The sequence below is a fragment of the uncultured Jatrophihabitans sp. genome (assembly GCF_964246335.1).
In the GTDB taxonomy this organism is placed as follows: domain Bacteria; phylum Actinomycetota; class Actinomycetes; order Mycobacteriales; family Jatrophihabitantaceae; genus Jatrophihabitans.
This window is the reverse complement of sequence record NZ_CAXTQF010000050.1, coordinates 1-26,529: the sequence shown is the minus strand read 5'-3', so window position 1 is coordinate 26,529 and position 26,529 is coordinate 1. Positions and strand designations below refer to the sequence as shown.

The 26,529-nt window shown below is 70.1% G+C and carries 25 protein-coding genes and 1 riboswitch; of the genes, 12 read left to right on the top strand and 13 right to left on the bottom strand.

The features are described 5' to 3' along the window. Together ACFFCN_RS13850 and ACFFCN_RS13845 are read left to right on the top strand one after the other, a co-directional pair. On the top strand, window positions 1–550 hold a 550-nt coding region (locus ACFFCN_RS13850; RefSeq protein WP_375492498.1), incomplete at its 5' end, for a pyridoxal-phosphate dependent enzyme. A 32-nt stretch (window positions 551–582) separates the two neighbouring features. Then, the gene (locus ACFFCN_RS13845) at window positions 583–1,818 is read left to right on the top strand and encodes a pyridoxal phosphate-dependent decarboxylase family protein (RefSeq protein ID WP_375492496.1); all 1,236 of its coding nucleotides are present in this window, start codon (window positions 583–585) and stop codon (window positions 1,816–1,818) included. Here the strand turns inward: ACFFCN_RS13845 and ACFFCN_RS13840 are convergent. The 4 genes from ACFFCN_RS13840 to ACFFCN_RS13825 are packed head-to-tail and all read right to left on the bottom strand — an operon-like array spanning window position 1,764 to window position 5,650. After that, window positions 1,764–2,897, bottom strand: coding sequence for an LLM class flavin-dependent oxidoreductase (locus ACFFCN_RS13840; RefSeq protein WP_375492495.1), 1,134 nt, complete (start codon window positions 2,895–2,897; stop codon window positions 1,764–1,766). The two genes, ACFFCN_RS13845 and ACFFCN_RS13840, sit on opposite strands and share 55 nt — an antisense overlap. Window positions 2,898–2,901: 4 nt before the next feature. Then, the gene (locus tag ACFFCN_RS13835) at window positions 2,902–3,750 is read right to left on the bottom strand and encodes an ABC transporter permease (protein WP_375492493.1); all 849 of its coding nucleotides are present in this window, start codon (window positions 3,748–3,750) and stop codon (window positions 2,902–2,904) included. Next, window positions 3,747–4,568: an ABC transporter ATP-binding protein gene (locus ACFFCN_RS13830; RefSeq protein WP_375492491.1), complete on the bottom strand. Its 822-nt coding sequence runs from the start codon at window positions 4,566–4,568 to the stop codon at window positions 3,747–3,749. The genes ACFFCN_RS13835 and ACFFCN_RS13830 overlap by 4 nt, the downstream gene beginning before the upstream one ends. Further along, window positions 4,565–5,650, bottom strand: a complete 1,086-nt coding sequence (locus tag ACFFCN_RS13825; RefSeq protein ID WP_375492489.1) for an ABC transporter substrate-binding protein — start codon at window positions 5,648–5,650, stop codon at window positions 4,565–4,567. The genes ACFFCN_RS13830 and ACFFCN_RS13825 overlap by 4 nt, the downstream gene beginning before the upstream one ends. Before the next feature lie 210 nt (window positions 5,651–5,860). Between ACFFCN_RS13825 and ACFFCN_RS13820 the strand changes: the two genes are divergently transcribed. Next, complete coding sequence (locus tag ACFFCN_RS13820) at window positions 5,861–6,769, top strand: TauD/TfdA dioxygenase family protein (protein ID WP_375492487.1); 909 nt, start codon at window positions 5,861–5,863, stop codon at window positions 6,767–6,769. Between the two features lie 11 nt (window positions 6,770–6,780). On the opposite strand, the gene ACFFCN_RS13815 is transcribed toward ACFFCN_RS13820, so the two are convergent. From ACFFCN_RS13815 to ACFFCN_RS13800, 4 genes are all read right to left on the bottom strand, one after another. Then, window positions 6,781–7,917, bottom strand: coding sequence for a glycosyltransferase family 4 protein (locus tag ACFFCN_RS13815; protein WP_375492486.1), 1,137 nt, complete (start codon window positions 7,915–7,917; stop codon window positions 6,781–6,783). 9 nt (window positions 7,918–7,926) lie between these two features. Then, window positions 7,927–9,204 carry a hypothetical protein gene (locus tag ACFFCN_RS13810; RefSeq protein WP_375492484.1) on the bottom strand — a complete coding sequence of 426 codons (1,278 nt, stop codon included), beginning with the start codon at window positions 9,202–9,204 and terminating at the stop codon, window positions 7,927–7,929. A gap of 29 nt (window positions 9,205–9,233) precedes the next feature. After that, window positions 9,234–10,283, bottom strand: a complete 1,050-nt coding sequence (locus ACFFCN_RS13805) for a C40 family peptidase (protein ID WP_375492483.1) — start codon at window positions 10,281–10,283, stop codon at window positions 9,234–9,236. Window positions 10,284–10,295: 12 nt separating this feature from the next. Continuing rightward, window positions 10,296–10,484, bottom strand: a riboswitch (cyclic di-AMP (ydaO/yuaA leader). Window positions 10,485–10,609: 125 nt separating this feature from the next. Next, on the bottom strand, window positions 10,610–10,909 hold the full coding sequence (locus ACFFCN_RS13800; RefSeq protein ID WP_375492482.1) for a hypothetical protein: 300 nt from the start codon (window positions 10,907–10,909) through the stop codon (window positions 10,610–10,612). 142 nt (window positions 10,910–11,051) lie between these two features. Here ACFFCN_RS13800 and ACFFCN_RS13795 point away from each other — a divergent pair, with 142 nt between their 5' ends. Beyond that, the gene (locus tag ACFFCN_RS13795; protein WP_375492481.1) at window positions 11,052–12,854 is read left to right on the top strand and encodes a DEDD exonuclease domain-containing protein; all 1,803 of its coding nucleotides are present in this window, start codon (window positions 11,052–11,054) and stop codon (window positions 12,852–12,854) included. 23 nt (window positions 12,855–12,877) lie between these two features. Next, window positions 12,878–13,156, top strand: coding sequence for an Lrp/AsnC ligand binding domain-containing protein (locus ACFFCN_RS13790; RefSeq protein WP_375492480.1), 279 nt, complete (start codon window positions 12,878–12,880; stop codon window positions 13,154–13,156). A gap of 7 nt (window positions 13,157–13,163) precedes the next feature. On the opposite strand, the gene ACFFCN_RS13785 is transcribed toward ACFFCN_RS13790, so the two are convergent. The 3 genes from ACFFCN_RS13785 to ACFFCN_RS13775 are packed head-to-tail and all read right to left on the bottom strand — an operon-like array spanning window position 13,164 to window position 15,761. After that, window positions 13,164–14,282 (bottom strand): cytochrome c oxidase assembly protein, encoded by a 1,119-nt coding sequence (locus ACFFCN_RS13785; RefSeq protein WP_375492479.1) that lies wholly within the window; start codon window positions 14,280–14,282, stop codon window positions 13,164–13,166. Window positions 14,283–14,286: 4 nt separating this feature from the next. Continuing rightward, a complete protein-coding gene (gene trpD, locus ACFFCN_RS13780; RefSeq protein WP_375492478.1) occupies window positions 14,287–15,345 on the bottom strand; it encodes an anthranilate phosphoribosyltransferase in 1,059 nt (352 codons plus the stop codon). Next, on the bottom strand, window positions 15,342–15,761 hold the full coding sequence (locus ACFFCN_RS13775; protein ID WP_375492477.1) for a hypothetical protein: 420 nt from the start codon (window positions 15,759–15,761) through the stop codon (window positions 15,342–15,344). Before ACFFCN_RS13775 ends, trpD begins: the two co-directional genes overlap by 4 nt. Before the next feature lie 123 nt (window positions 15,762–15,884). Here ACFFCN_RS13775 and ACFFCN_RS13770 point away from each other — a divergent pair, with 123 nt between their 5' ends. From ACFFCN_RS13770 to ACFFCN_RS13755, 4 genes are read left to right on the top strand one after another with little or no spacing between them, the layout of a single operon-like run. Beyond that, window positions 15,885–16,508, top strand: a complete 624-nt coding sequence (locus tag ACFFCN_RS13770; RefSeq protein WP_375492475.1) for a heme-copper oxidase subunit III — start codon at window positions 15,885–15,887, stop codon at window positions 16,506–16,508. Window positions 16,509–16,534: 26 nt separating this feature from the next. Next, window positions 16,535–17,554, top strand: a complete 1,020-nt coding sequence (locus ACFFCN_RS13765; protein ID WP_375492473.1) for a c-type cytochrome — start codon at window positions 16,535–16,537, stop codon at window positions 17,552–17,554. 31 nt (window positions 17,555–17,585) lie between these two features. Next, on the top strand, window positions 17,586–18,731 hold the full coding sequence (locus tag ACFFCN_RS13760; RefSeq protein ID WP_375492471.1) for a ubiquinol-cytochrome c reductase iron-sulfur subunit: 1,146 nt from the start codon (window positions 17,586–17,588) through the stop codon (window positions 18,729–18,731). Beyond that, window positions 18,728–20,374, top strand: a complete 1,647-nt coding sequence (locus ACFFCN_RS13755) for a cytochrome bc complex cytochrome b subunit (RefSeq protein ID WP_375492469.1) — start codon at window positions 18,728–18,730, stop codon at window positions 20,372–20,374. The genes ACFFCN_RS13760 and ACFFCN_RS13755 overlap by 4 nt, the downstream gene beginning before the upstream one ends. A 1,266-nt stretch (window positions 20,375–21,640) precedes the next feature. On the opposite strand, the gene ACFFCN_RS13750 is transcribed toward ACFFCN_RS13755, so the two are convergent. Together ACFFCN_RS13750 and ACFFCN_RS13745 are read right to left on the bottom strand one after the other, a co-directional pair. Further along, the gene (locus ACFFCN_RS13750) at window positions 21,641–22,081 is read right to left on the bottom strand and encodes a cytochrome c oxidase subunit 4 (protein WP_375492467.1); all 441 of its coding nucleotides are present in this window, start codon (window positions 22,079–22,081) and stop codon (window positions 21,641–21,643) included. Window positions 22,082–22,085: 4 nt separating this feature from the next. Then, on the bottom strand, window positions 22,086–23,072 hold the full coding sequence (locus ACFFCN_RS13745) for a cytochrome c oxidase subunit II (protein WP_375492465.1): 987 nt from the start codon (window positions 23,070–23,072) through the stop codon (window positions 22,086–22,088). A gap of 94 nt (window positions 23,073–23,166) precedes the next feature. Between ACFFCN_RS13745 and ACFFCN_RS13740 the strand changes: the two genes are divergently transcribed. Genes ACFFCN_RS13740 through asnB form a run of 3 tightly spaced genes read left to right on the top strand, consistent with a single transcriptional unit; the run spans window position 23,167 to window position 26,475 of the window. Then, complete coding sequence (locus tag ACFFCN_RS13740; RefSeq protein ID WP_375492463.1) at window positions 23,167–24,318, top strand: cysteine desulfurase family protein; 1,152 nt, start codon at window positions 23,167–23,169, stop codon at window positions 24,316–24,318. Continuing rightward, on the top strand, window positions 24,315–24,545 hold the full coding sequence (locus tag ACFFCN_RS13735; RefSeq protein ID WP_375492461.1) for a sulfurtransferase TusA family protein: 231 nt from the start codon (window positions 24,315–24,317) through the stop codon (window positions 24,543–24,545). Before ACFFCN_RS13740 ends, ACFFCN_RS13735 begins: the two co-directional genes overlap by 4 nt. A gap of 22 nt (window positions 24,546–24,567) precedes the next feature. Then, complete coding sequence (gene asnB / locus ACFFCN_RS13730; protein WP_375492459.1) at window positions 24,568–26,475, top strand: asparagine synthase (glutamine-hydrolyzing); 1,908 nt, start codon at window positions 24,568–24,570, stop codon at window positions 26,473–26,475. The last annotated feature ends 54 nt before the right edge of the window (window positions 26,476–26,529 follow it).

The window sequence follows — 26,529 nt, the reverse complement described above, 5'->3', positions numbered from 1 at the left end:
GCGCTGCCCGGACGTGATCGTCTACCCCACCGGCGGCGGGGTCGGCATCATCGCCATCTACAAGGCACTGCGCGAGCTGCAGGAACTCGGTTGGCTGCACGGCGAGCTGCCGCGTCTGGTTGCGGTGCAGGCGGCCGGGTGTGCGCCGATAGTCGATGCCTTCCAACAGGGCCTCACCGAATCCACCGCGCCCGACCGGCCGCACACCGTGGCGTTCGGCATCACGGTGCCCAAGGCGCTCGGCGACTTCTTGGTGCTGCAGGCCGTGCGCGACACCGGCGGCAGCGCCGTGTCCGTCACCGACGACGAGCTCCTCGCCGCCGAGCGGCGGATAGCGAGCACCGAGGGCACCTGGATCTGCCCCGAGGGTGCCGCGTGCTTCGCCGCGGTGGGCAGGCTGCGCGAGGCCGGTTGGCTGGCCGCGGACGACGAGGTGGTCGTGCTCAACACCGGCAGTGGGCTGATCTACCCCGACACGATGCCCGTCGACGTGCCGGTCCTGGCCACCACCGGTGCGATCCCCGCGGTGCGCGGAGCGATCAGTGGCTGAGCTGCCCGAGGCCGGCGTACCCCGCTGCAGACGTGCTCGCCCGGCTGCAGGCCAATCGACACGACGACGCGCCGTGGCGCGCAGGGCGCATCTTCAGCCTGGTGTTCCCACCGGACGACCCGGAGCTCGAGCGGCTGCTCGCCGACGTCAGCGCGCAATACCTGGCCGAGAACGCGCTGAACCCGGCGCGCTTCCCCAGTCTGGCGCGCCTCGAGACAGCGGCCGCGGACATGGTCGCCGGACTGCTGCACGGGCCGGCCGGCGCCGCGGGACTGACCAGCGGCGGCACCGAGTCGATCTTCGTGGCGGTGTCGGTTGCCCGTGACGTGGCACGCGAGCGCGGCGTGCAGCGCCCGTTCATCGTCACCGCCGAGACCGCGCATCCCGCGTTCGCCAAGGCCTGTCACCTGCTCGACATCGACCAGGTGCGGGTGCCGGTGCGCGCGGACAAACGCCTGGACGTGGCAGCGCTGACAGCGAAAGTCGGGACCGACACTGCGCTCGTCGTGGCCAGCGCACCGTGCTATCCCTACGGGGTCGTCGACCCCGTCGAGCAGGTCGCCACGCTGGCCGCCGAGCGGGGGGTGCCGTGCCACGTCGACGCATGCCTGGGCGGGCTGATCCTGCCGTTCCTGGCCGAGCTGGGGCAGCCCGTCCCGCCGTGGGACTTCCGGGTGCCGGGCGTCACCAGCATCAGTGCCGACGTCCACAAGTACGGCTACAGCTTCAAAGGCGCCTCGGTCATTGCGTTCGCGACACCGGAGCTCGCAGCCCGTCGGGTGTGGTTCGACGACGGCGTGTGGGGCGGCGGCACATACGGCACGCCGACGCCCGCCGGCACTCGTCCCGCGCCGCCGATCGCGGGTGCCTGGGCGGCGTTGACGCACCTCGGCCACGAGGGGTACCGCGCCAAGGCCGCGGCCGTGCTCTGTGCACGCGACGCACTCGTCGACGCGGTGGCGTCGATCGACGGCCTGCGCCTGAGCGCACAACCGGACGGCCCGGTGCTGCGGATGACCAGCGATTCGCTGGACATGGCAGCGGTCGCCGACGCCATGGAGGACCGCAGGTGGTGGCTCAACCGGCAGCCCGGCGCGCTGCACGTCATGCTCTCCCCGCTGCACGCGCGAGTCGTCGACGAGCTGACCGCCGACCTGCGCACCGCCGTTGCCGAGGTGCGCGCGGGGCGCACTGCACGCGAGCGCGCCGCCGTCTACGCCGCCCCGGAGCCGACCGACTCGGCGACCTCGGTCACCACCCCGCGCTGACGCAGCAGCCGCCCGGCCCCCTCGCCGAACCAGTACGCCTCTTCAAGATGCGGCTGGCCGGACAGGATCGCGTGCTCGATGCCCAGCGCGTGGTACTCCTCGAGTCGCTCGGCGATCTCCTCGTGGCTGCCGACCAACGCGGTCCCGGCACCACCGCGCACCAAGCCGTAACCGGCCCACAGATTCGGATAGATCTCCAAGCCGTCCCGGCCGCCACCGTGCAGCGACTGCATGCGCCGCTGCCCGACCGAGTCCATCCTCGCCAGCTGCTCCTGCACCTCGGCAATCCGGGCCGGGTCCAGCTCGTCGAGCATCCGGTGCGCCTCGCCCCAGGCCTGCTGCGCGGTGTCGCGGCCGAGCACGTGCAGGCGGATGCCGAAGGTCAGCTGCCGACCGGCGGCGGCCGCTTTCTCCCGCATGCGCTCCAGCCGCTCCGTGATCTGCGGCGGCGTCTCGCCCCAGGCGAGGTACACCTCGATGTGCTGCGCAGCGACATCCTCCGCAGCAGGACTGGCGCCGCCGAAGAACAGCGGTGGCAGCCCCCAATCGCTGAGCGCGGCGGTCGCGCCCTCCACCCGTAAGTGCTCGCCGGCGAAGTCGAAGGGCGTACCGCTGCTGGCGCCGCGCAGCACCTGCAGGAACTCCGCCGTCCGCGCGTAACGCTCGTCGTGGTCGAGGAAGTCGCCGAAGCGCCGCTGCTCGGTCGGGTCGCCGCCGGTCACCACGTTGAGCAGCAGCCGGCCGCCCGTCAACCGTTGGAACGTCTGGGCCTGCTGCGCGGCCAGCGTCGGGCTGATGAATCCCGGCCGGAACGCAACGAGGAACTTGAGCCGCTTCGTCACCTGCGACAGCGCGGCGGTGGTCAGCCAGGCGTCCTCGCACCAGCTGCCCGTCGGCGTGAGAACCGCCTCGAAGCCGAGCTGCTCCACCGAGCGCGCGATCTGGCCCAGGTAGTCGATCGTGGGCGCGCGTTCGACGAGATGCTTGTCCCCGATGCCGGACGCGCCGGCCCGGCCGGATCCGACGATCCCGCGCCCGTCGCCGTTGGTGGGCAGGTACCAGTGCAGATGCAGTGACATGCGGCTACCGGCTCGTGGGATCGGTGCGTCGGTGCAGCAGCCGCAGCAGGCTGTCGAACACGATGCCGATGATGCCGATGGCGACGATGCCGCTGACCAGCAGCGACATCTGCAGGTTCTGCCCGGCCTGGTTGATCAGGTAGCCCAAGCCGCTCGTGCTGGCGATGAGCTCGGCCGCGACGATGGACGTCCATGCCCCACCCATCGCCAGCCGCATGCCGGTGATGATGGTCGGGAACGCGGCACGCAATCGCACCGTCGCCAGGGCGTAGAACGGTGACGCGCCCAGGCTGCGGCTGGCCTGCACCAGCTCATCGGGCACCGCGTCGAGCGCTGTCACCGTCGCGATGGTGAGGATCGGGACGACGCCGATGGCGATCAGGGTGATCTTGGGGGTGTCGTTGATGCCCAGCCAGACGATCAGCAGCGGCAGGAAGGCCAACGGCGGCAGCGGACGCAGGAACTCGATGATCGGGTCAATCATGAACCGCACGACGCGAATCGAGGCCATGGCGCCGCCCAGGACGATGCCGATGACCACGCCGATGGCCCACCCGGACACAATGCGGCGCGTGCTCGTCAGCGCATGTCCCAGCAGAGTCTGCCCGTTGACCGCCGGGTAATCGGTGAACAGGTAGTGCCAGAACGTGCGCGCCGTCGCCGGTACCGTCGGCAGGATCGCCGGGTCGTTCTTGATGATCGCGGCGATGTCCCAGATGGCAAGGAACACCAGCACGCCGACTGCGCCGTACCCGAGGCGGGCCCACGAGAATTTGCGGCGCGATCGGGTCTCAGCGAGCTCAACCGCGTCCTTGTCGGCCAGCAGTTCGGTGCGTACCCCCGTGTCACTCATTCTGCCGCCTCCTCGTGCTCCAGCGCCTGGCGGATCTCACGTTTGATGCGGACGAACTCGAGGGTCTCGGTGCTCTCGATGGTGCGCGGGCGAGGCAGGTCGATGTCCAGCTCGAGGCGCGTTCGGCCCGGGCTGCCGGTCATCACGCACACCCGGTCACCGAGCAGTGCGGCCTCCTCGACGTCGTGCGTGACGAACACGATCGTGATGTGTTCGCGCTGCCACAGCTCGAGCAGGAACTTCTGCATGGCCACCCGTGTGATGGCGTCCAACGCGCCGAACGGCTCGTCCATCAGCAGCAGCTTCGGTTTGTTGATCAGCACCCGGGCGAACGCGGCACGATGGCGCATGCCGCCGGACAGCTCATGCGGATACGAGTGCACCGCCCTGCCGAGCCCGACCGTCTCGAGCATCTCGATCGCCCGCTTGCGCATGTCCGGACCGCTCTCGTGACGCGCGCGCGGGCCGTACAGTACGTTGTTCAGCGCAGTCAGCCACGGGAACAGCATCGGGGTCTGGAACAACATGCCCCGGTCCGCGCCAGGCCCGGTCACCTTGGCCCCGTCCACGAGGATCTCGCCACCGTCGATCTCGGCGAATCCGGCGACGAGGTTCAGCAGCGTCGACTTGCCGCACCCGGACGGGCCGAGCAGGCACAGGAACTCACCCTCCCGCACGGTCAGCTCGAATCCGTCCAGCGCGAGGCGCCCCGGCGAGCGGCGGGAGCGCCCGGCGAACTGCTTGCGGACGTTGTCGATCCGTACCGCGACCGGCGCGCGCCCCAGCGCCTCGGTGCGATCCTGTGCCGCCGAGGTCACGAGCCGCAGCCGTCCTTGACCGCCTTCTGCACGTAGGTCGGGTCGATGTGCGCGCCGATCTGCGCGGCCGTGGGAACGCTGCTCACCCGACCCTGCTCCTTGAGGAACTCGCCGGTCTTGACGTAGGACTGCGCGAGCTTGCTGTTCGACGCGTCCTTCGACGTGCCGAAGAAGGTGAGCTGATCCTTCGCACTGACGAACGGCAGGCCCTTGGTCGCGGCGATCGCCGTCGCCGGCGTTGCACCGACGAGCTTCGAACCGTTGGCGATGTACTTGTCGGCCTGCGGGCCGGCGGCCAACACCTGCGACTTCAGCACCTGGCACACCAGGTTCTGCACGACGCTCTTGTGCGTCGCGGCGAATGTGTCGGTGACCGCCAGCACGTTGAGCGACGCAAATCCGAGCGCCGCGATCTGCTGAGCGGTGACGACCTTGTGGTTTGCCGCGTTCTTCAGCAGGTCCTGCGCCTGCGCGACCTCGACGTAACCGGCGTCGATGCGGCCGGACTTGTATGCAGCCTCCACCGCCTGCTCGCTCGGGAAGCCAACGACTTTGACCTTGCTGTCCAGGCCCTGCGTCTTGAGCCAGCCGCGGATCTCGTAGTCCTCGGACGAGCCCTGCAGGTCACCGACGGACTTGCCGGCCAAATCGCTGTTCTGCTTGATCTTGGAACCGACGATCAGCTGGGCGGCGTCGTAGTACTCGGCGAAGATGACCTTGAGCTTGGTGTCGTTGGCGATGGCGCCGGTGACCGGTGGGTTGCCGACGCCGGACACGAACGGGAACGCGCCGCCGCGCAACGAGGCCAAGCCGGCGACTCCCGAGTCGATGGGCGTCAGCTTGATCGAGGCCCCGACCTTGCTCGCGAGGTCCGTGTTGCCTTTCACCAGCACCTCGGGCCCGATCGTCGCGCTCTCGAAATAGCCGATGCCCGCGGTGGTCGAGCCGCCAGCACCGCCGCCGGCCGCGGACGAACCGGACGAGCTGCAGGCGCTCGCAGTAAGGGCCAGGCCGAACACGGCAGCTGCGGCCGCGAGCCGGGCGGGGGCAGTGTGGGACGTACGGGGCGCGAGTGTGCGCATGGGTGGGTTTCTCCTCGAGTGATGCTGCGTCGGGCACGGCGCCTGGCGATTGCCCTCGCGGCGAGTGGGATGACGTCGCGGTCAGCGGCAACAGGCAGCGCAGACGGGCGCGAACGATGTCGGACCACGGTGTCCGACCCATTGCGACGCTCGTGACATGTTGCCGATAATGTCTATAGACAATGACTGCAGTCAACAGCGAGGTGTGAGATGACCGTCACCGCGGCCGCAACCGAGACCGCCCGCCACGAGGACGACACCCGTTCTCCCTGGTCGCTCGAGCGGCTCGTGCCCTCGTTCGCCGCGCGGATACACGACGTCGACCTGCGCGAGGTCGCGCTCGACGGTCGCGCGTCGCAGCTGCGCGGCCTGCTCGCCGAACACAAGGTGCTGTTCTTCGCCGAGCAACGCCTGGACAACGATGCCCAGGTGGCGCTCGGTCGCGCCTTGGGCGAACTGACGGTCTCGCACCCCGTCGTCGCAGGTGCGACGGCAGAGCATCCAGAAATCTATGCGCTGGATAGCTTCGACGGCGGCCGCTCGGACGTCTGGCACACCGACGTGACGTTCATGCCACGTCCACCCATGGCGTCGATCCTGCGCGCGGTCAACATCCCGGATGTCGGCGGGAACACGAACTGGGTCGACCTGGAGGCGGCATACGCGTCGCTGCATCCGGGGTTGCAGCGACTGGCCGATGAGCTCACCGCCGAGCACGACGGCAGCCGTGAGTTCGCCGAGTACCTCGAGCGGCGCGGGGGCGAGGGCAACGAATGGGACGGCGAGCGGGTGCGGCAGCTCAAGCCTGTGCCGCATCCTGTGGTCCGCGTGCACCCAGAGACCGGGCGCCGGTCGCTGTTCGTCAATCCCGGATTCACTACGCGCATCCTCGGGGTGAGCGACGCCGAGAGTCGCGGGCTGCTCGACGCGTTCTTCGCTCACATCACCAGGCCCGAGCACCTCGTGCGGCACCGCTGGCGGGCGGGCGATGTCGTCATGTGGGACAACCGCAGCACCGCGCACTACGCCGACTTCAACTACGCCGACTTCCGTCGCGTCATGCATCGCATCACGTTGCGCGGCGACGTCCCGGTGGGGCCGCTGGACCCCGTGGGCTGACTCGTCGCTCGCTAACCGGGGCGTCCGGACGGGTCGAGCAGCTCCGCGAGCCGGTCGGCGGAGGCCTGCCACTGCCAGTCGCTCGTCACCCAGTCGCGTCCCGCTGCACCGAGCCGGGCGCGGAGTTCGGCGTCCGTGAGCAGTGCGGTGAGTCGCCGCGCGACCGCGGCGACGTTTGTACCGTCGACGACGTAACCGGTCTCGCCGTCGCGCACCGCGTCGGGAGCGCCGCCGGAGTCTCCGGCCAGCACCGGCAGCTCGGTCGCCGACGCCTCGAGGTAGACGATGCCGAGTCCCTCCACATCCATGCCGCGCCGGCGCGTCCGGCACGGCATCGCGAAGACGTCGCCGGCGGCATAGTGCTCGGGCAGCTGCGCGTGCGGCACGCCGCCGGTGAACACGACGTCCCGCGCGATCCCCAGCGCGTTGGCGAGTCGTTCCAGCTCCGCTCGGTACGGGCCGTCGCCGACGAGCAGCACGGCGGCGTCCGGCACGTCACGGTGTACGAGCGGCAGCGCGTGCAGCAGGGTGTCCTGCCCCTTGCGCGGCACCAGACGCGAGACGCAGACGATCACCGGGCGGTCCGTGAGGCCGATCCGGTCACGGACCTCACTGGCGCCGGGTCTGAAGGTCTCGGCGTCGACGCCCGGGGTCAGCTGCACGAGGTCCGGATGCGGGCCGAACGCGGGGGCCAGCCGGGCGCGGAAGTACTCGCCCAGATAGGTCACGACGTCGCAGCCCGCACCGATGCGCCGCAATGCCTGCCGGGCGCCGGGCAGCATCGCCCAGCCCGCCTCGTGGCCGTGTGTCGTGGCCACGATGCGGCGCGCGCCGGCCGCCCGCAGCGGACCGGCCAGCAGACCCAGCGGCGCCGCCGCGCCGAACCACACCGAGTCGCAGCGCAGGCGCTCGAACGCGGCCAGCACCCGCCGCCGCGCGCCCGGCGTCGGCACGAGCAGGCCGGTCGGGTGGCGCACCACCGGGAACGGCTGCTGCGCGTCGAAGGCCGCCGAGCCGTCGTGGTCCGAGGCGTAGACGGCCACCGAGCCGGCCGACTGGCGCACGGTGAGTTCGTGCACGAAGGCCTGGATGCCGCCCTGGCGCGGCGGGAAGTCGTTGGTGACGACGAGCGTGCGGTGCGGCGGCATCGGGTGCGCTCAACGCCCCAACTGCGCACGCAGGTAACGCTGCCACTGCGCGACGAAGGCGGCCGTGGTCTCGTGCAGCACGCTGCGCATCGCGGTGGCGACGGCGGTGTCCATGTCGGTGGGCTGTTCGCCGACCACGCGGTAGAACCGCACGAGGCCGGCCTGGCCGGCCTCGCTCGCGATCAGCCTGCAGGCCAGCCAGCCGCCCTCGTAGGCCTGCGCCTGCGCGCCGGTGGTGTCGAACTGGTCGTCGGTGGGCAGCGCAGTGGGCACCCTGCCCGCGCGCACGTCCGCGCGTAACTCGCTCGCCACCACCGTCACCGACTGCCCGCTGTGCAGGTTGCCGACGTAGTCCGCGAAACCCTCGACCAGCCAGCGCGGCGAGACTTCGGCGGTCGACCGCGCGCTGGCGATGTGCGTGATCTCGTGCCGGAACAGCACCTGCGCGCCCACCGTGCTCAGCTGACGCAGGGCCGACGGGTAGACGATCAGCCGCTGGCCGAGCACCGCGTGGCTGAGCGGGTCGACGCTGTCGGACACGGCCAACGCGGCCACCGGCCCGGCGTCGGAGTTCGCCTGCCCCACGTCTGCGCTCAGTTCGGCCGCGCTCGACGGCACCAACACTGCGACCCGCCGCGACCACTGCGTGCCCCACACCGCCGTGACCGCGGGCACCGCCGCCGCGGCGAGCCGCGCCACGGTCTGCAGCAGCGGCGCGTCCGCGGGGTGACCGATGACGAGGCCCGCGGCGTACGGCACGACGGCGACGCGGCCGAAGTCCCACGGCCCCTTCCAGCTGGTGCCGCCGCCCTTGGCGAGGTCGTCGTCACCGGCGATGACCGTCCGCCCGCCGCTGCGGACGAAGGTCCACCACAGCTCGTGCGAGGTCGGTCGTGCGTCGACGCCGCGTAGTGCGTAGCTCAGGGACAGCCGCACGATGATCGCCGTGGTGCCGTAGCGCTTCGTCGCGGTGTGCTCGAAGCCGCGGTCGTCGGTGCGGCCGGAGACGGTGTAGGACCACGACGCCAGCGGCACGTCCGCGAGGTTGCGCAACGTCGCCTGCTGCCGCGCGCGGAACGCCGCCGACGGCTTCGCGCCCGACAGCCCGGCGGCGAACGCCTTCGCATCGTGGGTTCGCACGGCGGCGCTGTGGGCGGCGAGCAACGTCCGCACCGAGGCGAGGCTCGGGGCGGGCGTCGACCCGCCACTGCATGCGGCGACGGCGCACGACATCACCATGGCCGCGATGGCCGGCAAAGCGCGCGCCGTCCGTCCGGCTGTGAGCACGCGCCGACGCTACGGGACGCCGGTGAGAATCAGCCGACGCGCGTGGCCCCGGCGTAATCGCTTTGGAAGTTGTGCAGCGGCACGACCTGCACGTTCTCGCCCTCGGTCGGCGCGGAGACCATCAGGCCGTTGCCGATGTAGATCGTGACGTGCCCGATCGGGTGATAGAAGAAGATCAGGTCACCCGGGATCAGGGCGCTCTGCGCGACGTGGTGGCCGTGACCGTACTGGCCCGCGGCCGAGTGCGGCAGGCTCACACCGCCGTGACGCCAGGACGCCATGGTGAGGCCGGAGCAGTCGTAGGAACTCGGGCCGCCGGATCCCCAGACGTAGGGCTTGCCGACCTGCGCGAGCGCGAACTTGACCGCCCGCTGCGCCGCCGCCGACTCCGACCCGGAGGTCAGCAGCGTCGTTGCCACGCTCTTGTTCTCGGTCTTGCCGTTCTTCAACGCCGCGCGCTGGGCTGCAGACAGCTTCTCCAGCGTCGCGCGGTACTTCGCCAGCTGCGCTTCGACGGCGTCGCGCTTCTTGCCGAGCGCGTCGCGGCGTGCGGTGGCGGTGGCGACGTCACCCTTCGCCTTGGCGTCGGCAGCGACGGCGGCCTTGCGGGCCCGCGTCACGCCGGAGATCACCGTCGCCTCGTGCTCGGAGACCATGTTCTGCGCGGTCAGCCGGGACAGGTAATTGGATCCGCTGTTGCTGTCGAGCAGCGCGCTCGTCGCACCGAGGTTCTGGCCCTCGTACTGCGCCTGGATCATCTGCACGAACTGCTCGTGCGCGGTGTCGGACGCGGCCTGGGCACGCAGCGCTGCGGCATGCGCGACACCGGCGGTCTTCTCCGCCTGCGCGACCGTGATGCGCGCCTGGTTGAACTGCTCGACCAGTTGTGAGTTGCGGATCGCTAGTTTGCCGAGTTCACGCTGGACCGTCGCCTTGCTCGGCTGGTGGTGCGGCGTGTGCGGCTTTTGCTGCGGCGCGGCACCGGCGACGGTCGGTGCAATTGCCAGGGCCCCGGCGATACCAATGATCGCAGCGAGGGTAGGAACTGCCTTGCTCGGACGTGCGAAACGGAACGCCACTGTTGGCGCAACTCCTTCTTCCTCGTCCGCCTACCGGGTTAGCTGTCGGGTTCGGGCCGGAAGTAGCCCTACGACGCATGCCCATATTGCGGGCGCGCACGCGTCGATTCACCCCAAGGAACGTGGTGGGTCCCCGGTTCGCCGACTCATTCCGCGCGTGGCGGGCTGAGTCGAACTCTTGCGATTCGGCGGGACCATCGGCGTCGGCCGCGGGTGGCCGGCGTGAAAACCGAAGGTCTCGGAGAGGTTACGGGCTGAACGGGTGAGCGTGCAACGTACCCACCCGAATGTGGACAACTTCGACGGCGAATCCGACGAGATACCCGTCACGCAGTGCCTTCGAAACCGCGGTAGCTGCGGCCCTCGCGCGGGCCGGTGGTGGGCCGTCGGTGACTCGAGGCAGATTTTGCCGGGCCGGGCGTGTCGCATGCCGGCACCACAGTGACCACCGGCACCAGGCGTAACGGCGGCACCATCCCGGCGTCGGCCAGCGAGTCGAACGCCGCGGTTTCGTCCGCGTCGAGATCCACCGGCGTTCCTGTGGGCGGGCGCCGCAACAGCACGGCGATCACGCACTCCGAGCAGGCTGCACCGCGGACGACGCAGGTGTCGCAGTCGATCAACATGACGGCATCTCCTCGTTCGGTTCGCCGGAGCTCCTCCGGCCGTGGCGGACGCTAGGACGAGGGTGCGACAGTTTTCGCGGTTCATGGCCGGCCCGGCGCGGCAGCGTGTTTGCGTCGTACCCCGCGCCTAGCTTCGGCCGACATGACGGTGCCCACGACGTCTGCCGCCCCCGGGCCGAGTCGCCCGCAGCGGGCTCGCCAGCTCGCGCTGGACGAACTCGGCGAGCCGCTGCGCACGACGGACTTCGTCGTCGTCGACCTCGAGACCACCGGCGGCGCAGCAGGCAACGGCGACGCCATCACCGAGATCGGCGCGGTCCGCGTCCGTGGCGGCGAGGTGCTCGGCGAGTTCCAGACACTCGTCGATCCGGGCACGTCCATCTCCGCGTTCGTCAGCGTGCTCACCGGCATCACCGATGTGATGGTCACGGGTGCGCCGCGCATCGGCGCGGCGCTGCCGCCGTTTCTCGAGTTCGCGCGTGGCAGCGTCCTGGTCGCACACAACGCGCCGTTCGACGTCGGCTTCCTGAAGGCGGCCTGCAACCAGCTCGCGCTTCCCTGGCCCGGCTTCGCCGTCGTCGACACCGCGGTTCTCGCGCGCCGGGTGCTGACACGTGACGAAGTCCCCAACTGCAAGCTGGCAACGCTTGCCCGGTTCTTCCGGGCCACCACCACGCCCAACCACCGAGCCCTGGACGACGCACGTGCCACCGTCGACGTGCTGCACGGGCTCGTCGCCCGGCTGGGCAATCTCGGCGTGCACTCGCTGCCGGAGCTGCGCGCGTTCACCGCACAGGTCACCGAGGCCCAACGACGCAAGCGGCATCTCGCGGACGGCCTGCCCACCGGCCCCGGCGTGTATGTGTTCCGCGATGCCCGCGGCACCCCGCTCTACGTCGGCACCAGCCGCAACCTGCGCAGCCGGGTCAGGCAGTACTTCGTCGCCAGCGAGACCCGCAGCCGCATGGGCGAGATGGTGGGCCTGGCCGAACGCGTCGACCCGATCGAGTGCGCGCACGCCCTCGAGGCGCAGGTACGCGAGCTGCGGCTGATCGCCGCGCACAAACCGCGCTACAACCGTCGGTCCAAGTTCCCCGAACGTGCCGTGTGGCTCAAGCTCACCGCGGAGGCGTTCCCCCGGTTGTCGATCGTGCGTGAGCGTCGCCCTGACGGTGCCGCGTACCTCGGCCCGCTGCGCACCCAGCGGCAGGCCGAGGCGGTGCGCGACGCGATCCACGACGCTGTCCCACTGCGGCAGTGCACGGACAAGCTGTCCGTGCGGCGCATCGTGCGTGCCGCGTGCGTGCTCGCCGGCATCGGCCGCTGCCCGGCCCCGTGTGAGGGCGGCATCGATCAACAGCGCTACGCCCAGCTGGCCGAGCTCGTCGCCGCCGCCTGGCGCGGCGACGTCCGCCCGCTCGTGGAACCGCTCGAACGCAAGCTCACGGCACTCTCGGCCGAGCAGCGCTATGAGGACGCCGCAAGCCTGCGCGACCGCATCTCCTCGGTGGTGCGGGCCTGCGCGCGGATGCAGCGCCTGGCCGGGCTGTACGCCGTCGACGAGCTCGTCGCCGCCCGGCCGGACGGCAACGGCGGGTGGGAGCTCACCGTCGTCAGCAGCGGCCGGCTCGTCGCCGCCGGGCACGCCGCACGCGGCGTCGCGCCGTGGCCCGTGATCGACGCGCTGCGCGCAACCGCCGACGCCGTCGACACCACCAGGCCGGTGCTCGCCGAGGAGAGCGAATGCATCCTGCGCTGGCTCGAGGAACCCGGCACCCGGCTGGTGCTCACCAGCGACCCGTGGCAGATGCCGGCCTTCGGTGCCGGCCGCCTGCGCAACTACCTCGTCTCCGGCGCGTCCGGCCACGAGCGCGCCGACCCGTTCGCCGACCGCCGGCGGCTGCCGGTCGTCAGCCGGCCCGCCCGCCCCCGACTGACCGCCTAGGCCGCGCACCTAGGATGTGGTGCGTGATCACCGCCATCGTGATGATCGGCGTCGAGGCCGATCAGATCCCCGAGGCCGCGGCGGCCATCGCCGAGATCGACGGCGTCAGCGAGGTCTACTCCGTCGCCGGCGACGTCGACCTCATCGCCGTCGTGCGGGTTCGCGAGTTCGACCTCATCGCCGACGTCATCGCCGGGCAGATCTCCAAGGTGCCGAGCGTCGTGCACACCGACACGCACATCGCGTTCCGCGCCTATTCGCGGCACGATCTCGAGTCGACCTTCGCCATCGGCACCGACTGAGCGGGCTCTACCTCCGGGCGGCGAGCTTTGCCAACCACTCGTTGTAGGCGGTGCGCGCGTCGTCGTCGGAGTCCAGGTCCCTGTCGTCCGTCGCCTGCGCGCCCGTGCCGGTGTGTTGCGTGAACGTCGCAGTGCGCGCCTGCTCCAGCCAGCCACGCTCGGGAGCGGCGGTGTCGACACTGCGCAGCCAGACGACGGCGAGCCCGACCATGATCACCGCCATGATGCCGTCGCCGCCGAACCACATGATCGCGCCGCCGGTGCGGGTGTCGGACAACGCGTTGACGTGCAACGCCGACGGCGTCAGGGCCACGGCGTGCGTGCCCTGCATCAGCACGATGCCGGTGAACGTGTCGACAGCCATGGCGATCGCCAGCAGCAGGAACCGCGGCGGTGCGGCGAGCCGCCAGCGGATCGGCTCGTTGCCGACGATCAGCGCGAAGAATTGGTAGCCGACGACGAGATAGACGAGGTGCTCGATCTGTCCGGCCCAGGTGTGTCGCATGATCGTGTCCATCAGCCCGGTCAGGTGGCTCGCGACGATCACGACGGCATAGGCGGCGAGCGCGGTGGGCGGCGCGAAGAGCACCGAGGCGACCCGTCCGGTCGCCACCCGTGCGAGCCGCGCACGCCGGCGGGGCGGCGCCGCGGCCAGCGCAAGGGTGAGCGGCCGACCGCCGGCCAGTAGCGCGGGCGCGACCATCACCAGGGCGAGGTGGCCGGCCATGTGCGCGGTGAACAGCACCTGGTCGTATACCGCGATCGCGCCATTGGTCGCGTACGCGCAGACGGCCAGGCCGAGCAGGAACATCGCGGTGCGGCGTAGCGGCCACCGGGTGCCGGGGCTGCGCGACGGTACCCGCGAGACCGCGGCGAGGTAGGCCGCCGCGACGAGCACGAGCGCGGCCACCGCCACGGCATCGAGTTGCCACGACCCGATCAACCGGGCCGGCGAGAGCGCGTCGAGCGGGCCGCGCGTCCCGCCGCGGGTGAGCGCGTCCGCGGCGCCCATGTGCATGCCGCCACCGGACAGGAAGTGCGCTACGGCGACGCACAGTGCAATGACTGCAGCCAGCGCGATCGCCCACGTCAGCACCACGATGCGCGGCATGCGGGACGAACTCATGCTTTCAGTATCCGCGGGCCGCCTGCCCGGCGGCGATCCAGCGGTCGAGCAGCGTGCTCGCCGCCCCGGAGTCGATCGTCTCGGCGGCGATGCGCAGCCCGCGCGCGAGTGCGTCGTGCAGCCGGCCGGCGTCCAGCCCGTCGAACGCGGCGATCGCCGCCGCCGCGTTCAACAGCACCACGGTGCGCACGTCCGGCGCTTTACCGCCGAGCACGTCGCGCACGACAGCAGCGTTGAAGGCCGGGTCCCCACCGCGCAGCGCAGCCGGGGTCACCGCCGCGATGCCCAACGCCTCGGGGTCGACGGTGGCGGCCGTGACGTCACCGTCGGCCACGACCCACACGCTGGACGTCGTGGTGGTGGTCAGCTCGTCCAGCCCGTCGTCGCCGCGGAAGACCAGCGCGGAGTCGCCTCGGCCGGCGAGCACCGCAGCCATCACCGGCGCCATCCGCCGGTCCGCACAGCCGATCGCCGCCGCGCTCACCCGGGCGGGATTCGTCAACGGCCCCAGGAAGTTGAACGCCGTCGGCACCGCGAGCTCACGGCGCGGGGCGCCGGCATGGCGCATCCCGGCGTGGAACACCGGCGCGAAGCAGAACCCGATGCCGACCTCGTCCACCGTGCGCGCGACGCCGGCCGGCGGCAGGTCGATGACGACGCCGAGCTCCTCGAGCACGTCCGCAGTGCCGCACGCCGAGGACGCCGCCCGGTTGCCGTGCTTGACCACTCGGCGCCCGGACGCCGCGACCACCAGCGCAGCCATCGTGGAGATGTTGACGGTGTGCGCGCGGTCCGCGCCGGTGCCGACGACGTCCACCGCCCGGCCGGTGACCGGCAGCGGCGTGGCGCGCTCGAGCATCGTGCGGACCAGCCCGCCCAGCTCGCCGGGCGTCTCGCCTTTGGCACGCAGCAGGACGGCGAACGCGGCCAGCTGCGCCGGCGTGGCGTCGCCGGCCATGATCTCGTCCATCGCCCAGGCGGTGTCGTCGGCCGGGAGCTCACGCCCGGCCATGAGATCGGTCAGCACCCGGGACCACGTGCGTGGCCCGGTCGCCGGGTTCACCGGACGACGGGGATGTCGGTGTGCCGGCGCCGCAGCTGCTCGGCCACCACCGACGCGCTCTCGACCGGGTCGATCGGCGTGTTGATGACCGCGTCGGCCAGCGACCAGCTGGCCAGCCAGCCGTCCTGCGGGCGGGCGATCAGCACGACGATCGGCGGGCAGTCGGCGAGCTCGTACTTGTACTGTCGGGCGAGGCCCATTCCGCCGGTCGGCTGCGCCTCGCCGTCGAGGATGGCGACATCGATGCCGCCTTCGTCGAGCTCGCGCTGGACGTCGGCCGTGGTGGCGCACTCGACCCAGTCGATCCGGCCGATGTCCGGTGCGGGACGGCGTCCGACCGCGGTGCGCACCTGCGCGCGAACCTCGGCGGAATTGCTGTAGACGAGCACGCTCACTCGGTCCGGGACGGCAGCCACGTGGCAATCGTATCGGCGCTCGCCGCAGGGGTTCGATCAGCCCGATCGAGGTGCCCGTCACAGGCCGCGCGACACCTGCCCCCCGCACGCCCCGGTGTCACACCGAGAGTCCATAATGACGACGTGACCTCGACCGCCACCGCGCCTGGGTTCGATTCCAGCAGGGTGCACTCGCTGACACGGCCGAACATCGTCAGCGTGGGCACGATCGTGTGGCTGTCCAGCGAGCTGATGTTCTTCGCGGGACTGTTCGCGATGTACTTCACGATCCGCTCCGTGCACCCGGGTGACTGGCCGATGACCCTGCCCGACGGCGAGAAGATCGTCCCGGACATCGTCTACGCCACGCCGTTCACGATCATCCTCGTGGCGTCCAGCTTCACCTGCCAGTGGGGCGTGTTCGCGGCGGAGAAGGGCGACGTCTTCAAGCTGCGCCGCTGGTTCACGCTGACGTTCTTCATGGGCCTGGTCTTCGTGCTCGGCCAGGGCAACGAGTTCCTGATGGAGATCCACAAGGGCAACACGATCTCCGCCACCGGCTACGGCTCGGTGTTCTACCTGACCGAGGGCTTCCACGGCCTGCACGTCATCGGCGGCCTGCTCGCGTTCATCTTCTTCCTGATCCGCACCACGCTCGGCAAGTTCACGCCCGCACAGGCCACCGCGGCGATCGTCGTGTCGTACTACTGGCACTTCGTCGACGTCGTATGGATAGGTCTGTTCGCCGTCATCTACATCATCCGTTGAGCACCACCGACCGGAAGGGAGCAGCCGTGCCGGACGACGACATCCGCAGCGTCGCGCAGCGAAACGTCGACAGTGATGTCGATACGGACATCGACGCCGGCGCGGACGCCGACCTCGACGCCGAGTACGGCTTCGAGCCGGCCGTTTCCGCGACGGGTCGCGACACGGCAGCCTCGACCGCCGAGCAGGCCGACGGCCCGCATCGCGTCGTACGCCGACGTGTGAGCCGGCTGGTGCGCCGACCGGTCCGCCCGGTCGCCAAGCCCCGCTCGGCCGTGCGTCGCCGGGTCGGTGCCGTGGCGATCATGCTCGGCTCGCTCGCGTCGATGGGCGGCATCTACGCAGCCCTGGCCGGATCGTCCGACGCGGACGCGTCCAGCGCGGCGGCGAACGCCGAGAGCATCGCCGCCGGGCGCAACATCTACCAGGTCAGCTGCATCACCTGCCACGGCGCCAACCTGCAGGGCGTCAACGGGCAGGGTCCCGCGCTGATCGGCGTCGGGTCTGCCGCCGTCTATTTCCAGGTCTCCACCGGCCGCATGCCGGCCGTGCTGCAGGGCGCCTACGAGCCCCGCAAGGAAGCCAAGTTCGACACCAAGCAGACCGACCAGCTGGGCGCCTACATCCAGTCCATCGGCGGCGGACCGGCGGTCCCGGGCGGCAAGCTGCGCGGGAACGACAAGAGCATCGCCGACGGCGGTGCCATGTTCCGGCTCAACTGCGCGTCCTGCCACGGCACAACCTTCAAGGGGGCGCCGCTGTCGGCGGGCAAGGTCGCCCCGTCTCTCAACGACGCCACCGACAAGCAGATCTACGCGGCCATGTTGTCCGGCCCGGAGAGCATGCCGGTCTTCAGCAACAACCAGATCACCCCCACCGAGAAGCGCGCGATCATCGCCTACATCCAGACCATCAAGGCGTCCAAGGATCCGGGCGGCAGCGGCATCGACCGCATCGGTCCGGTGTCCGAGGCCATCGTCATCTGGGCCGTCGGCGTCGGTGCGCTGATGATCGCCATCCTGTGGATCGGCGCGCGCGTCCGATGAGCAGCGCACACGCAGGCAGCGAGGTCAGCCGATGACGGAGTCGAAGCAGGACACGCCGCGCGACGAGCACCGCGAGCAGTACCCGGACCAGCCCAGCCCGGAAGAGCTGCGCGCGATGACGCCCGAAGACGCCATGTACGCCGGCGCCGAGGCCGACGACATCCACATCGTCCACCGCCGCAACCGCTTCCCGATCCGCGGCACGAAGGCCGAGAAGCGCGCCGAGCGCGGCGTGGCGGCGGCATTCGCCATCTCCGCCCTGGCCGGGTTCGGCTTCATCGTGGCGTTCATCGCACTGCCCTACAAATGGCACCTGCCGGGCACGCCGCAGAATTTCCGCTTCTACACCCCGGCGCTCGGCGGGCTGCTGGCCATCATGCTGCTGTTCATCGGCATCGGGATGGTGCTGTGGGCCAAGTGGCTGATGCCCGAGGAAGAAGTCGTCCAGGACCGCCACGACGTGCCGTCCTCGGACCAGGACAAGATCATGACCGAGGCGACGCTGCTGGTCGGCCTCGAGGACACCGGACTCCCGCGTCGCTCGCTCATCCTGCGCACCCTCGGCCTTGCCGGCGGCGCGCTCGCCACGGTGCCGTTGGTGGCGATTGTCGGCGCGATGCTCAAGCGCCCGGGCACCCAGCTGCTGCACACCATGTTCCGGCCGAACAAGAAGCTGTTCGGCGGCCAGGGTCTCGTCCCGATCGTCTACTCCGACTGGCGTCGCGTCAGCCCCGACGACATCGAGCCCGGCGGCCTGACCACCGTCTTCCCGGGCGTGCGCACCGAGGACGCCGACGGTTACGACGGCGTCACCAGCGCCTCGTCGCCGACGCTGATCATCCGGCTGCGTCCGGGCCAGAAGGTGAAGGCCCGCAAGGGCCAGGCCAGCTTCGGCTGGCCACCCGAGGCGCCGGAGTTCGTGGCGTTCTCGAAGATCTGCACACACGCCGGCTGCCCGGCGTCGCTGTACGAACAGCAGACCTCACGCCTGCTGTGCCCGTGCCACCAATCTCAGTTCGACGTGCTCCGCGACGCCGCGCCCATCTTCGGCCCCGCATCGCGCAGCCTGCCCAAGCTCCCCCTCGGCGTTGAAGTAGGGGAAGATGGGCGTCAGTACTTCGTTGCCAGGTCCGATTACAAGGAAGCGATCGGCCCCGGCTTTTGGGAGCGAGCATGACCGCGACGACGTCCCGCCGTTCGGATGAGCCGCGTACGCCCCAGGGCAAGGCGGGCAAGTGGGCCGACGACCGGCTCTACCTCGCCGGCCCGATGCGCAAGCAGCTGAACAAGGTCTTCCCCGACCATTGGTCGTTCATGATGGGCGAGATCGCGCTCTACTCGTTCATCATCTTGCTGCTGACCGGCACGTACCTGACCTTCTTCTTCGACCCGTCGCAGGCCGAGGTCGTCTACCACGGCCGCTACGTCCCGATGGACGGCATCACGATGTCGCGGGCGTACGCATCGACCCTCGACATCTCCTTCGACGTGCGCGGCGGCCTGGTCGTCCGGCAGATCCATCACTGGTCCGCCCTGATGTTCCTCGCCGCGATGCTCGTCCACATGTTCCGGACGTTCTTCACCGGCGCGTTCCGCAAGCCGCGTGAGCTGAACTGGCTGATCGGCCTGGGCCTGATCACCCTCGGGCTGGTGGAGGGCTTCGCGGGTTACTCGATGCCCGACGACCTGCTCTCCGGCACCGGGCTGCGGATCGCCGACGCGATCATGCTGTCCATCCCGGTGATCGGCACCTGGGTGTCGTTCCTGGTGTTCGGCGGCCCGTTCCCGGGACACGTGATCATCGATCGGCTCTACATCGCGCACGTGCTGCTGGTGCCGGCCATCCTCGCCGCGCTGATCGGCGCACACCTCGCCCTGGTGGTGCGGCAGAAGCACACCCAGTTCCCGAGTCACGGGCATACCGAGGACACCGTCACCGGTGAGCGGGTCTTCCCGCTCTACGCCGCGAAGGCCGGCGGCTTCTTCTTCATCGTGTTCGGCGTGTGCGCGGCGCTCGGCGGCCTGACGCAGATCAACCCGGTGTGGCTGTTCGGCCCGTACATGCCGTCGCAGGTGTCGTCGGGCTCGCAGCCGGACTGGTACATCATGTTCCTCGACGGTTCCACGCGTCTGTTCCCGTCGTGGGAGATACGTCTGTTCCATCACGACATACCGCCGTTGTTCTGGCCGACGGTCGTGCTGCCCGGCATCATGTTCACCCTCGCCGGGGCGTATCCATTCATCGAGGCGAAGCTGACGAAGGACCGCGCCAAGCACCATCTGCTGCAGCGCCCGCGCGATGTCCCGGTGCGCACCTCGCTGGGCTGCATGGCCATCGCGTTCTACGTCGTGTTGTTCCTGTCCGGCGGCAACGACCTCATCGCCAAGGCGTTCGACATCTCGCTGAACGCCATGACCTGGGCCGGCCGCATCGGCCTGCTGGTCGTGCCGCCACTGGCCTACCTGGTCGCATACCGCGTCTGCCTGGGGCTGCAGCGGCACGACCGTGAGGTGCTCGAACACGGCGTCGAGACCGGCATCATCAAGGTGCTGCCGACGGGTGAGTTCATCGAGGTGCATCAGCCGATCGGACCGGTCGACGAGCACGGGCATGGGCAGCTCAGCTACGCCGGCACGCCGGTGCCGAAGCGGATGAACCAGCTCGGTGGCGGCACGCCGCTCAAGCATCTGCGCGGGTTCTTCTACCCGGTCAAGGAAAAGCCGGAGATCCAGGCCGCGATCGACGAGCACGAGGCGAACGTCGGCGAGCGCGAGTCGATCGAGGCCCAGGAAAGCGACCGGCGCCAGCTCACCGACTGAGCCCGCCGCGGCCCGCACGGCGCGTGCCGGCCCCGTGGAGGCGCGCGCCCGCCGTCCCCACTGGCGGCCCCCCGTGCACGCGCCCCGGCCGTCTACTCGCGGCCGACTGTGCACCGCCTGCATGCTCGTTGCGGCGTGTCGCCCTGCTGACAGTGCACGGTCGCGGCATAGGGTCGGTGCGCCTTCGGTGTCCGGCATAACGCATGCGCGCCGCGCCGTCCGGCTCTTGGTACTGCGCTGGAGCGCCTCTCGCGACCGTCGTGCCGCGCCCGCGCAGTGCCCAGTCAGGCGATCGCATTGCTTGCCGCAACCCGAGACCCGGTGGCGCTGCGATTGCTGCGGGCAGCGCTGCGTGGCCGGGGTCGGCAACTACCTGTCGGCCGGCCACCGCCGAGAATCCGTCACGACAACACCCGCCGCCCACACCGCTCCTGCGACCGGCGCCCCCGGCCCAGACGTACGAGGCACGCCCCGTTGCCAGTCCGGCCGACACGGCCCCCGGCACCCACTGGCGGCTACGCACCACCGCGTCGACCGCGACGGCAAGCTCACCCACCGCCACGCCGGCCGGCTGCACCACATCGGCATTGGTCGCGACCACGCCGACCAACGCGTTGTCATTGACGGCTGAAAGTGGACCCCGTGACGACGGGTGAAAATGGACCCCCTGGACGCCCGACTGTGCTGGTTCGGCCGTTTTTTGGGTGGGCGTCGATGAGACGATTCGGTCGTGCAGTCCGGGCCTGAGAGTGCCGACGACCACGTCGTCGAGCTGATTGAGAAGGAGTACGAGCCGCGGAGTCCGCGGGGTGGGTCCAGCTTCCGATGGAGATGTTCATGCGGCGCTGGTTCGGGTGGGCGGTGGTATCGGTCGGGCGAGGAGGCGTTCAAGGCGGCATCGCGCCACCGCAATCGAGGATCGGGGAGTTGAGCGGTGGCGTCGGTCATCGCTGGTCGTTGGCGGGGTGCGGCCGAGGTCGCGGTCTCTGAGTCGGTAGCTGTCGCTTTTGTCGCATCATCGACGCCGACATCGGCCAACCGATCCGCGAACTCACCCTCGACACAAGCCGCGACTACCAATCCAGCGGCAGGAACCGCTACGCACGCTGGCGCACACAGACTGACGGTGTCCACCATGTCCGGAGACATCTGCCCTCGATATCTCGCGACATCATGGACGAGTACTCGGCGAATGCGGGGACGGTGCTATGCCGTCGGAACGGCTCGTTCTCGAGAGGTGCGGTCAGCTGAACGGGTGCGGGCAGCTCAGCCGTGCATGCTGCCGCGGTTACCGCCGCCGTAGTACTCGAACAGCAAACCGCCGATCGCGAAGAGCAGGAACGCGCCGGCCACAATCACCAGCCAGATCTGCACGAAGGCCAGGCCGATGCCGGTGACGGCCGCAGCCGCGGCCAGGGTCACCGGCCAGTAACTGCCCGGGCTGAAGAACCCCAGGTCACCGGCCGCCTCGGCGATCTCGGCGTCGCTACGGTCCTCCGGGCGTGGGTCGATGCGTCGCGACACGAACAGGAAGAACGAGCCCGGTATCCCGAGCAGGCCGCCCGACAGGATCAGCGCGGCCACGCCGACCGGCTCGACATGGCCGTGGGTGAAGCTGTTCGGCAAGGACGTCCACACTCCGTAGCCGATGGCGCCCAGCCACAGGAAGACGGCGACGGTCAGGAACATGCGGGCTTCGACCTTCATGTCGTTACTTCACCCTCTCCGCGGCCTTGCGGGCCGTACGCGACGTGTCGAGCGGGTACGTCGTCGTCGCGTACGGGCTGTGCCCCGGCATGGCGGCCTTGAGCGCCTTCGGCTGCCGGTCCGGGTCGGTCGGGCCGATCTGCTTCAGCGCCGCCAGGTACCTGGCGAACGTCTGCTGCGGCACCACGCGGACCTCGAAGTTCATCTGCGAGTGGTACGTGCCGCACAGCTCCGCGCACCGGCCCACATAGCTGCCGGTCTTGGTGGCCGTGAACTCGAACTTGTTGTCCCGGGTGGTCGTGTTAGACGCGTAGGGGAAGACGTCGCGCTTGAACAGGAATTCCGGCACCCAGAACGAGTGGATGACGTCCTCGGAGTGCTCGTCGACCTGCACCGTCTGCCCGACCGGTACGACCAGGATCGGGATCAGTTCGGAGTTGCCGACCGTCGACAGGTAGAACGGCTGCTTGCGGTCGTTCGGGTTCTTCATCTGCGCCCCGGACGCACTCGTGTAGACGTCGGGCTGCGACTTGTAGGTGTGGTACTCGAACTGCCAGTTCCACTTGAACGCGTCGACCTGCACGTTGACGTCGGGGTTCTTGCTCAGGTGGTTGACGTTGTCCTCGACGACGACGGTTCGGTAGAAGAGGCCGGCGATCACCAGGAACGGGATGATGACGCACACCATCTCGATGGTGAAGTTGTACTTGGTCTGGCGCGGGATCTCGTCGCCGGCCATACCCTTGCGTTTGCGATAGCGGACGCAGCACCAGAAGATCAGGGCCCACACGATGATGCCGAGGATCAACGCGGTGACACCCGCCCACGTCCACAGCACGCGCATCTCGGTGCCCTGCCGGGTGGCACCGGTCGGCCAGCCGAAGCGCAGATTGCGCTCCCACTGATTGGCCGAACAGCCCGTGAGCGCGAGGGCGAGGACTGCGAGGACGGCCGCGGCGCGACCCCCGCGAATCCAGCGTCTGCGACGCACCAGCCAACCACCTCTCGGATGCCGTTCGTTGCCGTCCGAGCGTACTGGACACCAACCGCGCGAACTGTCGGGGGGCGGGCGTTTCGAGGGCCGGGTGCGGCCGGCCGGGCAGGTTACCGTCGAGCCCGTGCCGGCCTACCTCGACGCCGCGTCCGGCGCCCCCCTGCACCCGATCGCCAGGGCCGCCCTCGACGCTGCACTAGACGACGGTTGGGCCGATCCCGCGCGGCTGTACGGCGCGGGCCGCCGGGCGCGGCTGCTGCTGGACGCGGCCCGCGAGTCCGCCGCCGCGAGCCTCGACGTCCGGCCCGACGAGCTCAGTTTCACCGCGAACGGCACGCAGGCACTGCAGGCGGCCGTCCTCGGCGCCGTGCGCGGTAATGAGCGGCGCGGAAACGTCGTCGTGCACAGCGCGGTCGAGCACTCGGCGGTGCTGCACGCGGCAGCGACGGCGCAGGCTCGCTCCGTGGGAGTAGACCCGACCGGCCGCGTGGACGACGCGGCGTTCGTTGCCGCGGCGCAGGCGCCCGGCGTGGTCGCCGCCGCGCTGCAGGCGGCCAACCACGAGGTCGGCACGACCCAACCCGTCACCCAGGTGGCCGAGCGGATCGCACCGGTGCCGCTGGTGGTCGACGCGACGCAGACCATCGGGCACGCGGACCTGCCGCCGGGCTGGGACGTCCTGGCCGGTGACGCGCGCACGTGGGGCGGCCCGACGGTCGGCCTGCTGGTGGTGCGGACCGGCACGCGGTGGCGCTCGCCGTATCCGGACGACGAGGCGGAGGCCGGCCGGATCCCCGGCGTGCCGGCGTTGCCGTCCATCGTCGCGGCGGCCGCGGCGCTGCGCGCGGTGCGCGCGGAGCAGGACGACACCGCACGGCGGCACCGCGAGCTGGTCGACCGGCTGCGGGGGGAGGTTGTGCGCCGGGTACCCGACGTGGACCTGGTGGGCGACCCGGCCGACCGGCTGCCGCACATCGTCACGTTCTCCTGCCTCTACGCCGACGGCGAGTCGCTGCTGCGTGAGCTGGACCGCCACGGCTTCGCCGTCTCGTCCGGCTCGTCGTGCACGTCGTCGGCCCTCGAGCCGTCGCACGTGCTCGTCGCGATGGGGGCGCTGACGTCGGGAAACATCCGCGTGTCACTGCACCGGGACACGACAGCGGCCGAGATCGACGAGTTCCTCGACGTGCTGCCGGACGTCGTGGCGCAGGTGCGGTCCGAGATCGACGCCGACGGCCTGTGAGCGCGCTGGTGCTCGACGCGCGTGGACGCCGGTGCCCGCTGCCGATCCTGGATCTTGCGCGGCACATCGGCGAGGTCGCCGTGGACGAGACAGTCAGCGTCGAGGCCGACGACCCGGCCGCACGCGCAGACGTGCCCGCCTGGTGCCGGATGCGCGGGCACGAGTACCTCGGCGAACACGCAGCCGAGGACGGCACCCCTGCCTACGACGTCCGACGGAAGCTCTGACGCGCCTGGGATACTTCTCCCCGTGTGTGGATTGATCGGATTCCTGTCCGCCGATGGCAAGGCGGCCGACGTCGCGTCCGCCGTCGAGGCGTCGCTGCACGACATGCGCCACCGCGGTCCGGACGAGGGCGGCGTGTGGCACGACGACGACGTCGCGATCGGGTTCCGCCGGCTGGCGTTCATCGACGTCGACCACTCGCACCAGCCGCTGTCCTGGCTCGCCGAGCGCTACCAGCTGATCTTCAACGGCGAGATCTACAACTACCTCGAACTGCGCGAGCGTCTCGCACGCGACTTCGGCGCCGTTTTCGACACCGACGGCGACGGCGAGGCGATCCTCGCCGGCTACCACTACCTCGGCCCGAAGATCGTGCGCGAGCTGCGCGGCATGTTCGCGTTCCTGATCTGGGACTCACAGGAGCAGGTGCTGTTCGGCGCCCGCGACTGGTTCGGCATCAAGCCGCTGTACACGTACGCGGACGAGCGCGGGACGTTCTTCGCCAGCGAGAAGAAGTCGCTGCTCGACGTCGCGCCGGACGCCGTCGCCCGCGAGGTCGACACCACTTCGCTGCAGCAGTACCTCACCCTGCAGTACGTCCCCGAGCCCGCGTCGCTGCACCGCGAGATCGGCCGCGTCGAATCCGGCACGTACTTCACGATGCACCCGGGCGAGACGCTGCGCACCCACCGCTACTTCCACCCGGACTTCGCCATCAAACCGGTCAGTGACGCGGACAAGCTCTACCGCACGATCGCCGAGGCGCTCGAGGACTCGGTCGCCAAGCACATGCGCGTCGACCCGGACATCACCGTCGGGGCGTTCCTGTCCGGTGGCATCGACTCCACGGCCATCGCGGCGCTGGCCAAACGGCACAAGCCGGACCTGCTGACCTTCACCACCGGTTTCGAGCGCGCGGGCTACAGCGAGATCGATGTCGCCGCCGAGTCCGCCGCCGCGATCGGCGTCGAGCACATCACCAAGGTCGTCAGCGCCGAGGAGATGATGCAGACGCTGCCGTTGATCGTCTGGTACCTCGACGACCCGGTGGCCGACCCCGCGCTGGTGCCGCTGTACTTCATCGCCCGCGAGGCCCGCAAACGCGTCAAGGCGGTGCTGTCCGGCGAGGGCGCGGACGAGCTGTTCGGTGGCTACACGATCTACCGCGAGCCGATCTCGCTGCGCGGCTTCGACCACCTGCCGAGATCCGCGCGCCGCGGGCTCGGCAGGTTGTCGCAGCGCATTCCCGAAGGCGTACGCGGCAAGGACCTGCTGCGCCGCGGTGCCATCGGCATCGAGGAGCGCTACTACGGCAATGCGCGCATCTTCCGGCCGGACGAGATGCAGGGCCTGTACCGCGCGTACGACCCGGACGTGTCGTACATGGACGTGACGGCGCCGCTGTACGACCGCACGACGCATCTCGACGACTCCACGCGGATGCAGTACGTCGACCTCTTCACCTGGCTGCGCGGCGACATCCTCGTCAAGGCCGACAAGATGACGATGGCCAACTCCCTCGAGCTGCGCGTGCCGTTCCTCGACACCGAGGTGTTCGCGGTGGCGTCGTCCATCCCGACCGACCAGAAGATCACCAAGGAGACGACGAAGTACGCGCTGCGCCGGGCGCTCGCCGAGATCGTGCCGGCGCATGTGCTGAACCGCGCCAAGCTCGGCTTCCCGGTGCCGATCCGCCATTGGCTCAAGGACGAGATGTATGACTGGGCGCGCGAGATCATCACGCAGTCACAGGCCGATGACCTCATCGATCGCGATGCTGCCCTGCGGCTGCTCGACGCGCATCGCATAGGGCCGCACGACTACTCGCGCAAGATCTGGACGATCCTCGTGCTGCTGCTCTGGCACGGCATCTTCGTCGAGCAGCGCATCGTGCCCGACGTGCCGGAACCGGCGTACCCCGTCCGCCAGTAACCCTGTCAGCCCTCGTTCACCACCGGCTCCCCCTGGGCTCCCCCTAGGCTCCCC